We start from the raw sequence: 13,625 nt of genomic DNA, 5'->3' as shown, positions 1-13,625 counted from the left end.
CGACCCCGAGCGGCCGCGCGGACGGAAGACGCGCGGATCAGAAGTACGGGCTGGGCTCGACCTCGACCAGCATCGGGGCGCCGTAGTTGGCCTCCCACGTCTCGTTGACCATGCCCGAGGAGTGCAGGTCGTAGAGGATGATGTTGAGGACTTCCTTCAGGTTGTCGTTGCCCTGGGCGATGCCGATCGCGCAGTAGGCGACGAAGATCGGCTCCGCCACCACCCGCCAGTTCACGTCCGGGTAGTTCTTGGTGAAGCCCATGAAGAAGTCGACGTTCTCGACGATCGCGTCGGCGCGGCCCTGGGCGACCAGGCGGACGGTGTCGGCGATGGAGTCGGTCAGCTCGAGGTTCACCTCGGGCATGTTCTCCTTGATCCAGTCGACCGTCCAGTTGCCGCGCATGTTGGCGAGCGTCACGCCGTCCTTGTTGAAGTCCTTCCAGGTGTCGCCCTCGATCTTGTCGGTGGTGAGAACGGCCAGCACCTCGGTGTGCAGGGGCACCGTGTAGTCGATGAGCTTGGCGCGCTCGGAATTACGGGTCAGCGCGCCGAGCGACATGTCGATGCGGTCGGAGACGAGGAACGGGACGCGCTGGGCGGTCTCGGTCGGCACCCACTCCGGCTCGACGCCGAGCTTTTCGGCGATCGCCTTGCCGATGTCGATGTCGAAGCCTTCCCACTCGCCGGCATCGTTGCGCGTGCTCATGTTCGGGAAGTTCGGATTGATCCCGATCCGGATGACGCCGTCGGAGATGATCTGGTCGAGCGTCTTCGCCTCGGCGGCAGTCGCGACGACCGTCGCGGCGAGCGCCGCGATCGCAAGCGTGCTCGTGAAACGTTTCAACATGATGGGTTCCCCTTCCTCTTTGCCAGCTTCGATGTTCGCCAGGACTGTGCCCGTGGATCCGGCGGATGGCTCTCCTCCGCCCTCGCTGCCGGTTGGTTTCACCCCCTCGAGTGATCCGGCGAGAACATTAGCATACTTCTAGTATGCAGGATTGAATCAGGAATGGCCAGCCCCGCCGTCCGCCCCCTGAATGGGGACGGAACAGACTCATAACCCGCTGAAAACGCCGCCTATTCGCCTCGCTCGGCCTGCTTGCGCCGGAATGCCCGCCAGGTGAACGCGCGGCGCTCGGGATCGCCCAGATCGGCGCTCACGAGTTGCTTGATCGGCTGATTGTGGGGCGCGGTGCGGACGCGCTCGGGATCCGTGCGCGCCTCCGCGCAGATGGCGGCGAGCGCCGCGATCCAGGTGTCGATGTCCTCCTTCGAGTACATCTCCCCCGCCTCCGGCGTGAACGGCTCGGGCACGACCCAGGGCTCGTGGCTCATCCAGTAGGGATCGATGCCGTAGTCGGCGAGCCGGTTCGCGACCTCCATCGTGCCGATCCCGGTCGCCTCCTTCAGCGGCCCCAGGCTCCAGCGGGTCATCTCCATGCGCCAGCCCGGGATGTCCGGGTTGGAGCGGGCGAGGCCCTCGATACGGGCGAGCTTGGCATCCATGTAGTTGTTGGCGAGCACCGAGAGATCGGAGCCCATGGAGATCCCCTCGGCGCCCATGGCGCGCGCCCACGCATACGCCTTCAGGACCTGGGGAACGTTGCCCCAGAACTCACGGACCTTGCCGGCACTCTGCGGCCGGTCGACCTCCAGCCGGTAGCGGCCGGCGTCGTGGGTGACCACCGGCGTCGGCAGGAACGGCGCCAGCTCGGCGCTGCAGCCATAGGCGCCCACCGCCGGTCCGCCGCCGCCCTTCGGCGCGCCGAACGTCTTGTGCAGCATGTACATGCAGGCGTCGAAGCCGAGCTCGCGGGCACGGATCTTGCCCATCACGCCGTTGAAGTTGGCGTGGTCGTAGAAGCAGAGCCCGCCGGCCTCGTGGACGATCCGGGTCCACTCGGCGATGTGCAGGTTGTAGATGCCCATGTCGTCCGGGTTGTTGATGAACAGCGCCGCCGTGCGCTCCGACACCACCGATTTCAGCTGCTCCACCGAGGGATAGCCGCCCTCCTCCAGGCTCAGCGTGATCACCTTGAAGCCGGCCGCCGCCGCCGTGGCGGCGTTGCAGGGATGTGCCTGGATCGAGGTGATGACCTCGTCGCGCTGCTCCAGCTCGCCGCGCGCCTGATGGTAGGCGCGGGTGACCACGGCATGGGTGTAGGACGCGTCGGCGCCGCCGCCGGCCTGGAAGATGAACTGGTCCATGCCCGACAGCGCGCAGAGGATCCGGTCGAAGCCGTGCAGGATGGCGAGGATGCCCTGCAGCGTGTCCTCGTGCTGGTGGGGATGCACCTCGGCCAGTTCCGGCCGCTGGGCCACCGCCTCGCTGACGCGGGCGTTGTATTTCATGGTGCAGGTGCCGAACAGGCTGATGCCCATCATGCCCAGCGTTTCCTGGCTCAGATGCAGATAATGCCGCTGCACCTCCGGCTCGGTCAGCTCCGGCAGCGCCGGAGCGGCTGTCCGGCGCATGCCCGCCGGCACCAGCGCGTCGACATCTCCGACGGTCTCGGCGACGCCCGGTTCCGGCGCCGGGAACGTCTGCCCCCGGCGACCGGGATGGCCGAGTTCCATGACCACCGGCTCGTTCCAGACGGGGCCGTGATAGGCGCGCAGCGGCGTGTTGGCGGGTCCGCTCATCGGGCGATCACCTCCTTCAGGGCCGCCACCAGGCGGTCGATGTCGTTCTGGGTGTGGATCTCGGTGACGCAGTAGAGCGCCGCCGCACCGAGCTCCGGCAATTCGGCGGAGATGTCCTTGCCGCCGAAGATGCCGCGCGCGCGCAGCGCGTCGTTGATGGCCGCGACGCTCATGCCGGTCCCGGAGAAATCGACCACGAACTCCTTGAAGAAGCCGCACGCGAACGGGATCTTCACGCCGTCCAGCGCGCCGAGCCGGCGCGCCGCGTAGTGAGCGCGCGCCAGGATCAGCCGGCCCACCTCCTCGAAGCCGGTCGGCCCGAGCAGCGACATGTAGACGGCGTTGGCGATCGCCCAGAGATAGACCGAGTTGCCGGTCCAGTCCTTGCCGTCCTCGCGCAGGCCGTAGGAGGTCTGGTGCCCGTTGGCGACGTTGAAGCCGTACTGGCCCGGCTCCAGCGTGCGCGCAATGGAGACCAGAAAGCCGTTGTATTCGGCGAGATAGCGATCGTCCTCGCGGGTGGCCATGTAGCCGCCGACGCCACCGCCGCAGTTCATGTGGACGCCGAGCGGCTGGGTCGGCCCGACCACGATGTCGGCGCCGTAGCTGTCGGGCGGCGCCAGCACGCCCAGCGAGATCGGGTCCGCGCCAACGATGGTCTCCGCGCCGGCATCCCGCGCGAGCGCGGCGACCTCGGCCGCATTGGGCTCGATGATGCCGAGATAGGATGGCACCTCCAGATAGACGGCGGCGGTGCGCTCGGAGAGCTTCGCCTTCAGGTCGGCGAGATCGAGCCCGCCGGTCGCTTCGTCCGGCTCGACCAGCACCACGTCGATGTGGTGCTCCATCTCGCGCGGCTCGCAGTAGGCGCGGATGACCGAGAGCCGCTCCGGATCCGACCAGCGCGGCACCAGCACCTCGCGGCGCCCGGTGAGGCGCGCCGCCATGCGGATGGCGTGTCCGGCGGCACAGCCCCACGAGTAGACCGGCAAGCCGACCGCATCCATGTCGATCAGTTCGCCGAGCTGGCTGGCATATTCGAACCAGGCCTGGTTGCGGCCGTGATCGGACTGGGCCGAGCCCCACACCGGCGTCAGGAACTCCGTGCGCCCGACGATCTCGTCGACCACCGCCGGCACGTGGTGCTGCCAGCAGCCGGCACCGAGAAAGGAGAGGTTCGTCTCGCAGTCGCCGTTGCGCTTCAGCTGCGACACGAGGTGGCGGCGCAGCTCTATTTCCGACGACAGCGGCGGCGGCAGGTCGAGCGGCGCTTTCAGGCGATGCGCGGCCGGGATCTGCTCAAACAGCGCCTCGACGGACGGCGCGCCGATCTCGTCCAGCATCGCCTGCCGGATATCCGGCAGCGAATTCGCCATCCACGGATGCGCCTGGGGGGATGTCTCGGGCATGCGGCCTCCCGTGCAGAACGACAAAGCCCGCGAGGCAGCCGGACCGCCCGCGGTGACCCCAGTGTGCCACCCGAGCTTCAAGACGACAACGTGTCTACAAGATTTTGACTGCGACGATGCGCGACGCGGGGACGACCCGCATCACCAGCGTTTCGCCCGGTCCCGTGACTACCCGCACATAGCCGGCGAGCAGCGCGTCGACCTCAGGGTCGCCGCTGTCGACGAGAAGCTCGGGACGGGGAAGGGCCGCGAGCTTGCCGCGCCCGGCCAGCACGGTGATCCCGTCCCGGCCGGCCCGGCGGATGATCTCCGGACCGATCTGCTGGTTGCCGCGGCCGAACAGGAAGCCCTGGCCGCCGACCACGCCGACGACGACGGCGACCGGCCCGTTGCCTACGGCCGAGAGGAGTTGCCGCCGCGACAGGTCGGTGCCGACGAGCGCGCCGCCGCGCACCACGTCGACGCCGAGCACGCTGGCGGACGTGAGCCCGAGAGCGGCAAGCACGCGTTTCGCCGTGCGGCCGGGGCCGATTACGGTTGCGATGTCGGGTGCGAGCGCGCGCGCAACGGCGACGGCAGCCGCCTCGACGCGGGCGTCGTCCGACCGCGGCGCCGCGCCCTTGGCCGGCTGCATCAGCCGGCGCTCGACCGGCACCAGCGCGTAGCCGTGGAGCGACGCAGACAGGGTGCCGGCGCGCAGCGCCGCCTCGTCGAGGTCCATCACCTCGCGCAGCGCGAAGGCAACCCGCGATCCCCCTCCCGAGGCGATCGCCGCGATCAAGCGACCGGCGCTCGCCGGGCTGGTGGCGTAGACCGCCGAGTGCATCTTCACCCCCGTCGGAATGCCGAGCACCGGCAGCCGCTCGCCGGTGACCGACACCACGTCGCGGGCGGTGCCGTCACCGCCGGCGAAGACGATCAGGTCGACGGGCGCATCCATCAGCGCGCGGGTCGCCTCGACCGTGTCGGAGGCGCCCGTCGGCACGCCCGGGCGCAAGGGCAGCCGTTGCGGCTCGATACCGGCTGCGCGCACCGCATCCGCGCCCATCTCACCATCCACGGTCAGGATCTCGAACGGCACCGCACTTTCGGCTGCAGCCAGACGCAGCGCTTCGGCGGCGCGCTTGCCGGCGACCGGCTCTGCACCGCGCGCCAGCGCCTGCGCGGGGATGCCTGCGCCATCGGTGCCCTTGAGCCCGGCCGCGCCACCCAGGCCGGCGATCGGGTTGACGATCAGGCCCAGCCGCATGGCCGGCGCTCCGCCGCCGTCACGGCGCACCCTCCGGTTCGGCTTCGGCCGCCGGTGTGGCGATCGCACCGATCGGGATCGGCTTCAAAGGTCCGCGCGGCGCGAAGAAGGACAGTTCCGCCACCGGCCTGCCGGTGCGGCGGGCGAGTATCTCAGCGGCGACGGGTGCGCAGTAGCGCCCCTGGCAGCGGCCCATGCCGAGGCGGGTGGCGCGCTTGAGCGCCCCGATCCCGGCGTCGCCGCCTTCGAGCGCCGCGTCGATCTCGCCCAGCGTCACCTCCTCGCAGCGGCAAACCACCGTTTCGGGTGCGCACGGCGCGAGCGGCAGGTCGGCAGCGTAGAGCGACCACAGCGCCTGCTGGAAGCGGCGGTGCCGCCGCAGATCCTTGCGGGCGCGGGCAAGCCCCTCGCGCGCGGCCTTCGAGCCGGCATGGCCGAGATCGCGGGCGGCCGCGGCGCCCGCGATGATCCCCTCGGAGATGGCCGCGAAGGCGCCGCCGAGGCCGGTGCAGTCGCCCGCCGCAAAGACGGTCTCGTCGCTGGTTCGGCAGTCGGAGTCGCGCACCGTGGCAAGCTGGCCGTGCGCCGCGTCGAACGCATGCCGGCACCCAAACAGGCGCAAAAGCTCGTTCGCCGGCTGGAAGCCGTAGCCGAGGGCCACCGTCTCGGCCTTGTGGACCGACACCACCCGCTCGCCGCCGGTCTGGCGGAGCGAGACGGTGAGCCCGCCCGGCGCCGCGTCGATGCGCTCGACCACGTGACCGTGCAGCATCGGGATCCCCAGCTTGTCGAGGCGGCGGACATAGCCCGCGCCCTGGATGGCGAGGTCCGGCGCGCTCGCCGTCATGCGCATGATCGGGCCGAGCGCCCAGGGTCCAGGCTTGGCCGCCGCTTCGACCACCGCGACCACGTCGGCGCCGGCCCCGGCGAGTTCCAGCGCCACCTGAAGGTTGAGGGGGCCATTGCCGGCGATGAGGACGCGCCGGCCGGCCAGCACCCGGTAGCTGCGCAGCAGCGTCTGGGCCGCCCCCGTCGTCACGACGCCGGGCAGCGTCCAGCCGGGAACCGGCAGGCCGCGCTCGTAGGCGCCGGTCGCCACGATCACCCGGCGCGCGCTCACCGTGGTCTCAGATTGGCCGGCCAGCACCCGCAGCAGGCCCGGTCCCTCGGCGGTCCAGACGGTGCCGGCCAGATGCCGCACGCCGGCGCGCCGCGCCCGATCCAGAAGCCGGCGACCGCCGGCGAACTGCCGGTCGTCGCGGCCAGGATCCGGCGGATCGAGCACTTTGGTCGGCTGCTTGAAATACTGCCCGCCCGGCGTCGGCCGCTCGTCGATCACCAGCACCGACGCCCCCGCCTCGGCCGCAACGCAGGCGGCCGTCAGGCCGGCCGCGCCGCCGCCGATCACCGCGATGTCGGTGGAGAGCGCGCCTGTCGCGTCGACGGCACCGGCCGGCAGGCCGAGCGACAGGTCGATGCGCTGGCGGCGGATCGCCACCGGGGCGTCGATCTTCGTCATGCAGGCGCGCTGGTTGGCCCGGCCATCCACCTCGACGAGGCAATCGTGGCAGACGCCCATGCCGCAGAACAGGCCGCGCGGGCTGTCGAAGCCGGTGGTGCGAAACGTGGTGACGCCATTGGCGGCCAGAACCGCCGCCACGGTCTCGCCCCGGCGCGCGACCAATGGGCGGCCGTCGAGGGTCACCTCGATCCGGTCGGCCCGGGCGATGTCCACAGGGGCGGCGCGCCAGGGCGCCTCGTCGGAAACTCGCGTCATCTCACCAACCCTGGCGGCGGGTGGCCATCGGCCACCGTCTTGCATCTTGTCGACAACAAGGCGACAAGGTTAGATCCGTTCCTAGAGCATTTTCCGGTCCCAGGGAAACTCCGGACCGGAAGGAAGCGCTCGGGATTCAACGCGTTTGAGCATATCGCGCCGGCTCTTCCCGGTCTCGATCGGACATGCGCCAACCTGCGGGCATCGATGCACGACCCCGTTTTTCCCACACTTCTCGACGGTCGTGTCGCCTTCGTCACCGGCGGCGGGCGCGGGCTTGGCCTCGCCGTCGCCGAGGCGTTCGCCGCTGCCGGCGCACGCGGCGCCGTCGCCGACCGAACCGAAGGCGGCGCACCCGACGGCTGGCTGTCACTCGCCTGCGACGTGACCGATGCGGCATCGATCGAGGCGGCCATGGCGCGCACTATCGACCGGTTCGGCCGCCTCGACAGCGTCGTCGCCAATGCCGGCGTCGTCCCGCCCTGGTCGGAGACCGCATCGATCGACCTCGACGCCTGGGACCGCACCTTCGCGGTCAACGTCCGCGGCGTCATCGCCACCATCCGCGCCGGAGTGGCGCACCTCACCGTGCGCGGCGGCAGCATCGTCGCCATGTCGTCGGTGAACGGGGTTCGCGGCCATCCGCACCAAGCGGCCTACGTGGCGAGCAAGCACGCCGTCATCGGCATCGTGAAATCCACCGCCCTCGACCTCGGCCGCCACAAGATCCGCGTCAACGCCCTTGCCCCCGGCCCCATCGCCACCGAGGCGCTGGTCGGACGCATCGCGGCGCGGGCTGCAGGCGGCGGCCTTTCCGTGGACGAGGCGCTCGCCGCCTATGGGCGCGACACCGGCCTAGGCCGGCTCGCCACGGCCGACGAAGTCGCCCGCACCGCCGTCTTTCTCGCCAGCGATCTTGCAAGCGGCGTCACCGGGCAGATCCTGCCGGTCGACGCCGGCATCGCCTGAGCGCCGGACCGCACCGACCCGAACCGCAAGGAACGCCTCATGTTTGAACTCGAGGGACGCACCATCCTGGTCACCGGCGCCTCAAAGGGCATCGGCGCGGCGATCGTGGAGGTGCTCGGCCGGGCCGGCGCCAACGTCATCGGCCACTACGGCGGCGACCGCGCCGGCGCCGAAGCCGCCATGGCCGCCATCCCCGACGACCGCAAGCTGCTCGTCCAGGCGGACCTGGCCGACATGGCCTCCGTCGACCGGATGTGGATCGAGGCACTCGGCTGGCGCGGCCGCATCGACGTGCTCGTCAACAACGCCGCGACGATGCCGATCTCCGGCGGGTTCGAAAGCGACGACGACGAATGGGACAAGGCCTGGGCGGACACCTATGCGGTCAACGTGCTGGGGCCGACGCGGCTGATGAAGCGGGCGGTCGGGCACTATCTGGCGGAAGGCGGCGGCATCCTGGTGACGATTTCCAGTTGGACCGCCCAGCGCGGCCCCGGAAATCCGGACCTGGTCGCCTACGCCGCCTCCAAGTCGGCGGTGCTCACCGCCACCAAGACCGTCGCCAGGAGCTACGCCGACCGGGGCATCCTGGCCTATGTCGTGTCGCCCGGCGTGGTGCGGACCCGGCTGTCGGAGGAAGCGGCCGAGCGCACCGGCGGCACCGACGCGGTGACGGCGAGCCTCGCCATGAAGGAGTGGGTGCCGCCGTCCGAGCTCGGCAACCTCGTCGCCTTCCTGTCGTCAGGGGCCTGCCGGCACCTCTCCGGCGCGACGCTCGACGTCAACGGAGCCAGCTACATCCGCTGATCAGCCCCAGGCCAGCGGCCGTTCAGTCGGCGGCCAGCGCCTTGGCGCGGCGGGAGAGATAGAAGCCGTATTCCATCGGCAGCACGCTGTCCGGGTCCTCGAGGCCGAGCTCCAGCGCCGCCCGGTACGGCCAGCTCGGGTTGGCCAGCAGCTCCCGCCCGATGGCGATCAGGTCGGCCTTGCCGTCGGCGAGCACGCTCTCGGCGTAGGCCGGATCCATGATCGCACCGACGGCCATGGTGGCGATCCCGGTCTCCCGGCGGACCTCGTCCGCATAAGGCACGATGTAGCCCTGGTTGATCTTGCGGGTCGACAGCGTCGCGGCCCCCGACATGCCCCCCATCGAGCAGTCGACCACATCGACGCCGCGGGCTTTCAGCGCGCGGGCGAGCGCCACGGTGTCCTCGATGGTCACACCGTTCTCCACCCCGTCCACGGCCGAGGTCCGGTAGAACAGCGGCTTGTCGTCCGGCCAGGCCGCCCGCATCGCCTCGGCCACCTCGAGCGGAAAGCTCATCCGCTTCTCCAGGCTGCCTCCATAGGCATCCTCGCGGCGGTTGGAGACCGGCGAGAAGAAGGAATGGATCAGGTAGCCATGGGCGCCGTGGATCTCGGCCACGTCGAAGCCGGCCAGCAGCGCCCGCTTCGCGGCGGCGACGAAGGCATCGACGATGCCCGGAATCTCGCTGGCACTCAGCTCGCGGGGCGCTGGATAGCCGTCCTTCTCCGGCACGGCGCTCGGGCCAACCGTCTGCCACGCCGCGTCCGGCCCGCCGTTTGCCAGCGGCGCCGCCCCCTCCCACGGCCGCGCGCAGCTCGCCCGGCGCCCCGCATGGCCGATCTGGATGCCAGCCGCCGCGCCATAGGAATGGTAGAGGTCGGCGATCCGGCGAAGCCCCGGAACGTGCTCGTCGAGATAGAGCCCGGTGCAGCCGTGGGTGATGCGCCCTTCGCGCGCCACCGCGGTGGCCTCGACGAAGCCGAGGCCGACCCCGCCCATGGCGAACTTCGCGTGATGGAGGAAGTGCCAGTCGTGAGTGGCCCCGTCGAGCGCCTTGTACTGGCACATGGGCGACACGACGATGCGGTTCTTGAGGGTCAGGCCCCGCAGGGTCAGCGGCGTGAAGAGATGCGGACGGGTCACGAAAATCTCCCGGCAATCTTGAACAGTCGAAAAGGGGATGCGGCGGCGGGCGCGCTCAGTCGAGCCAGACGTCCGAGCCCGACCGGAAGGCCGGGCCGTTGATGACGAGATAAGTCATCCGGCCGTCGAAGTCATAGGGGGTTGCGCGCGGGATGACGACGACGTCACCGCCGGTCACGGTCGCTTCCGGCTCTCCGCCGACGCGGAACCGCGCCGCGCCGTCGAGGATGTAGTAGACGCGATCGGACTCATGGCAGACCAGCCGCCGGTGCCGGCCGTCGAGGGAGACCCACGTCAGGCTGAGCGCCTCGCCATGCCGATCGCGACGGACGAGCCGCCGCGCCAGAATGGGATTGCCTTCTTCGGTCTCGGTCTCGACGTCGGCAGGCCGGACGATCATTCCGCCGCCTGGACGGAGCTCCGTGGGCCGTCGATCTCGTCCATCAGCCGGTCGAGTTCGTCCATGTAGACCTTGATCTTCGACACCCGCTCGGTGCCTTCCGCGCCCAGCTCCGCGAACGTCGTCAGCGGCGGCCGCACGTCGCCGACCGGATAGCCGCAGACCGCCGCGAGCGCCTTGGAGTAGCACTGGTGGCCGTAGGTCGGGTGGCCTTCCGCGATCACGTGGTCGATCTGGTTGATCTTCCGCTCGATCCGCTTGGCGTCCTCCAGCCGGCCCTCGGTGATCAGGTCGCAGATCCGGGTCGAGGCGCGCGGGATGTAGTTGCCGTACGGATTCACGTAGCCGACCGCGCCGTAGAGATAGGACTCCACCACCCGTTCGCCGGCGAACACGTTCATCTCGCCGTGGGTCTCTTCCAGGATGTCGTAGATGCGGGCCATGTCCTGGCTCGCTTCCTTGATGTAGCGGACCTGCTCGAACGCCCTGGTGAGGCGCGCCACCAGCTTCGCCGACATGTCGACGTTGGAGGTGAACGGGTTGTTGTAGAGCATGATCGGCAGCGACACCGCCCCGCAGATCGCCCTGTAGTAGTTGAAGATCTCGTCTTCGGTGGGCGTGTAGTAGTAGGGCGGGATGATCATCAGGCCGTCGGCGCCCAGCGCCTCGGCTTCCCTGGAATAGCGCACCGCGTTCGGCGTGTAGGCGTTCATGGTGCCGACCAGCACGGGGATGCGCTTGTCGATGTGGGCGACCGTCTCCTCGACGAAGCGGGTGCGTTCGGCGTCGGTGAGCGTCAGGAACTCGCCGGTGGTGCCCAGGATGATCAGGCCGGGCACGCCCTCGGCGAGCTGCCAGTCCAGGAACCGCTTCCAGGCGGGAAAATCGATCGCGCTGCCGTCCTCGGTGAACGGCGTGATCGTGACGGCGTAGCTGCCGCGAAACTGGTGCGTCATCTGCATCCCCTTGGGTGATCGGGACGGAGCCGTGGCCGGCGAGTCCGCTATCGTGTCGCCTTGTTGTCGACAAGAATGATGAAGCCACTATACATACTTTCGTGCCCGACGGCAGACCCCGTGGTCCTGACTTTGATGATGCGCCCGATGTTTTCCCTGCTCACGCCTGCCGGATCGACCGCACGGATCACGCCATCGAGGGCGGCGGACGCATCATGACGGCCGCCCCTTCCGGCATTGCGGGCGCTGCGGCCCTGGACACCGACGTGCTGGTCATCGGCGGCGGCATCGCCGGCTGTGGCATCGCCCGCGAGCTGGCCACCGCCGGCCTCGACGTGCTGCTCGTCGACCAGAGCGACCTCAACACCCGCGCCTCCGGCGCCAACGCCGGCAGCCTGCACTGCCAGCTGCCGATCGAACCGTTCGTCGAGAAGGGCGAGGCCTGGGCCCGCGCCTACGCGCCGGTGATGCGGCTGATGCGCGATTCGGTGGAGATGTGGCGGCAGATGGAGGCGGAGCTGGGCGTCGACTTCGAGGTCGACATCACCGGCGGGCTGATCGTCGCCGCGACCGACAGCGAGATGCGCACCATCGAGCGCAAGGCCGCCATCGAGCGCCAGGCCGGGCTGCCCATGGAGCTGTTGTCGTCCGACGACCTGCGGCGCCTCGCCCCCCGCCTCTCCGACCGGCTGGTCGGCGGCGCAATCTGTTCGGCCGAGGGCAAGGTCAACCCGCTGCGCGCGGCCCCTGCCCTTGCCGCCCGCGCGGTTTCGGCCGGCGCCCGCATCGTCCGCGACTGTCCGGTCACCGCGATCCGCTCCGAGGCGGCCGGCTTCGCCGTTGCCGCCGGCGACCGCCAGATCCGGGCCCGCCGCGTCGTCAACGCCGCCGGCACCGACGTCGCCCGCATCGCCGCCATGGTCGGCGTCGATCTCGACGTCACCGGGCATCCGATCCAGGTGAGCGTCACCGAACCGGTGGAGAGGCTGCTGCCGTTCCTCGTCTACCACGGCGGCGCGCGCCTCACGATGAAGCAGACGCGGCGCGGCGCCGTGCTGATCGGCGGCGGCTGGCCGTCGCGCCGCGACCCTGCCACCGGACAGTTGACCGTCGACCACCGGTCGATGGCCGAAAACTTCCGGATCGCGCTGGACGTGCTGCCGGTGCTCGCCGGCGTCCACGTGGTCCGCGCCTGGCCGGCGCTGGTCAACGGCACGGAGGACTGGATGCCGATCCTTGGCGAGGTTGCCGCCGTTCCGGGCTTTTTCGTCTGCTCGTTTCCCTGGATGGGCCTGACGGCAGGCCCCATCTCGGCGCGCATCGTCGCCGACGCCGTGCTCGGCCGGCAGTCGGATCATGCGGCGGCGGATTTCCGGCCGGCCGCCTGACGCCGTCGCCCGCATCCGCCGTTTTACTCCGCTCTCGCAACCGTCTATCCCGGAACCTGCAGACACTGGACGATCCGGAGCGGCGCATGGCGGATACCCACCCCGAGGACCTGGCAGCCGAGGCTGCGAAGATCACCGACACCCGCCATCCGCGCGGGACCGGCGCGAGCTTCGTCTACGCGCAGCTGAAGAAGCAGATCCTCAACCTCGAACTCACCCCGGGCACCCAGCTCGACGAGACCGAGCTCAGCCGCCACTTTCACCTCTCCCGCTCGCCGGTGCGCGAGGCGCTGATCCGGCTGGCCGCGGAAGGCCTCGTCGACGCGCCGCGCAACCGGACGTCGCGGGTGTCCCAGTTCGACTTCTCCACCCTGCCCGCCTATTTCGACGCGATGCACCTGCTCTATCGGCTGGGCGCCCGCCAGGCGGCGGAAAACAGCACGCCGGAGGGGGTCGAACGGCTGCGCGAGATCGAGCGCGGGCTGGAGGAGGCCCACCACGCGCGCGACATCCTGCAGATCATCACCCTCAACAGCCGCTTCCACACCACCATCGTCGAGATGGGCGGCAATCCGTTCTTCGTCGCCTGGACCCAGAGCCTGCTGGACCAGGGCCAGCGGGTGCAGCGCTTCTACATGCAGCAGTTCGAGGGCGAGCTGCCGGCCCCGAAGCTGAACCAGCACGAAGCGCTGATCGCGGCGATCGAGGCGGGCGACGCGGCGGCGGCGGAAGCCGCCGGCAAGGCCGATGCCCAGACGGTGATCGACGAGGTGCTGGCCTTCATCGCCGAGCGCGGGACCGGCGATTTCGCCATCTCGTAGGCCCGGCTGCGATCAGGCGGACTGTGCCGGCCTACGAAACGGCTCCAGAATGTCGCGATCCA

The 13,625-nt window shown here is 70.0% G+C and carries 12 protein-coding genes; 4 read left to right on the top strand and 8 right to left on the bottom strand.

Annotation, left to right across the window (positions count from 1 at the left end):
• Window positions 1–37 precede the first annotated feature (37 nt).
• The 5 genes from ACSSVZ_RS13245 to ACSSVZ_RS13225 all read right to left on the bottom strand — a co-directional run bounded on the left by ACSSVZ_RS13245 (window position 38) and on the right by ACSSVZ_RS13225 (window position 7,078).
• Complete coding sequence (locus ACSSVZ_RS13245) at window positions 38–847, bottom strand: transporter substrate-binding domain-containing protein (RefSeq protein WP_453970695.1); 810 nt, start codon at window positions 845–847, stop codon at window positions 38–40.
• 230 nt (window positions 848–1,077) lie between these two features.
• Complete coding sequence (gene gcvPB, locus ACSSVZ_RS13240) at window positions 1,078–2,643, bottom strand: aminomethyl-transferring glycine dehydrogenase subunit GcvPB (RefSeq protein WP_453970694.1); 1,566 nt, start codon at window positions 2,641–2,643, stop codon at window positions 1,078–1,080.
• Window positions 2,640–4,052 carry an aminomethyl-transferring glycine dehydrogenase subunit GcvPA gene (gene gcvPA, locus ACSSVZ_RS13235; protein ID WP_453970693.1) on the bottom strand — a complete coding sequence of 471 codons (1,413 nt, stop codon included), beginning with the start codon at window positions 4,050–4,052 and terminating at the stop codon, window positions 2,640–2,642. The genes gcvPB and gcvPA overlap by 4 nt, the downstream gene beginning before the upstream one ends.
• Window positions 4,053–4,146: 94 nt before the next feature.
• Complete coding sequence (locus tag ACSSVZ_RS13230) at window positions 4,147–5,301, bottom strand: ATP-NAD kinase family protein (RefSeq protein WP_453970691.1); 1,155 nt, start codon at window positions 5,299–5,301, stop codon at window positions 4,147–4,149.
• A gap of 19 nt (window positions 5,302–5,320) precedes the next feature.
• Window positions 5,321–7,078 carry an FAD-dependent oxidoreductase gene (locus tag ACSSVZ_RS13225; RefSeq protein WP_453970689.1) on the bottom strand — a complete coding sequence of 586 codons (1,758 nt, stop codon included), beginning with the start codon at window positions 7,076–7,078 and terminating at the stop codon, window positions 5,321–5,323.
• A 207-nt stretch (window positions 7,079–7,285) separates the two neighbouring features.
• Between ACSSVZ_RS13225 and ACSSVZ_RS13220 the strand changes: the two genes are divergently transcribed.
• Entirely contained in the window at window positions 7,286–8,047 is a 762-nt protein-coding gene (locus ACSSVZ_RS13220; protein ID WP_453970687.1) for an SDR family NAD(P)-dependent oxidoreductase, read from the top strand.
• A 39-nt stretch (window positions 8,048–8,086) separates the two neighbouring features.
• Complete coding sequence (locus ACSSVZ_RS13215; protein ID WP_453970686.1) at window positions 8,087–8,854, top strand: SDR family NAD(P)-dependent oxidoreductase; 768 nt, start codon at window positions 8,087–8,089, stop codon at window positions 8,852–8,854.
• Window positions 8,855–8,876: 22 nt separating this feature from the next.
• On the opposite strand, the gene ACSSVZ_RS13210 is transcribed toward ACSSVZ_RS13215, so the two are convergent.
• The 3 genes from ACSSVZ_RS13210 to ACSSVZ_RS13200 are packed head-to-tail and all read right to left on the bottom strand — an operon-like array spanning window position 8,877 to window position 11,354.
• On the bottom strand, window positions 8,877–9,998 hold the full coding sequence (locus tag ACSSVZ_RS13210; RefSeq protein WP_453970684.1) for an NADH:flavin oxidoreductase/NADH oxidase: 1,122 nt from the start codon (window positions 9,996–9,998) through the stop codon (window positions 8,877–8,879).
• A gap of 55 nt (window positions 9,999–10,053) precedes the next feature.
• Complete coding sequence (locus tag ACSSVZ_RS13205; RefSeq protein WP_453970682.1) at window positions 10,054–10,398, bottom strand: cupin domain-containing protein; 345 nt, start codon at window positions 10,396–10,398, stop codon at window positions 10,054–10,056.
• A complete protein-coding gene (locus tag ACSSVZ_RS13200; RefSeq protein ID WP_453970679.1) occupies window positions 10,395–11,354 on the bottom strand; it encodes a dihydrodipicolinate synthase family protein in 960 nt (319 codons plus the stop codon). The genes ACSSVZ_RS13205 and ACSSVZ_RS13200 overlap by 4 nt, the downstream gene beginning before the upstream one ends.
• Window positions 11,355–11,569: 215 nt before the next feature.
• On the opposite strand from ACSSVZ_RS13200, the gene ACSSVZ_RS13195 reads away from it, so the two are divergent.
• Window positions 11,570–12,742 (top strand): NAD(P)/FAD-dependent oxidoreductase, encoded by a 1,173-nt coding sequence (locus ACSSVZ_RS13195; RefSeq protein ID WP_453970678.1) that lies wholly within the window; start codon window positions 11,570–11,572, stop codon window positions 12,740–12,742.
• An 86-nt stretch (window positions 12,743–12,828) separates the two neighbouring features.
• Window positions 12,829–13,563: a GntR family transcriptional regulator gene (locus ACSSVZ_RS13190; RefSeq protein WP_453970676.1), complete on the top strand. Its 735-nt coding sequence runs from the start codon at window positions 12,829–12,831 to the stop codon at window positions 13,561–13,563.
• Window positions 13,564–13,625 lie beyond the last annotated feature (62 nt).

The sequence above is a fragment of the Amorphus sp. MBR-141 genome (assembly GCF_053628695.1).
The sequence above is the reverse complement of the archived record's forward strand: the minus strand, read 5'-3'. Positions and strand labels throughout refer to the sequence as shown.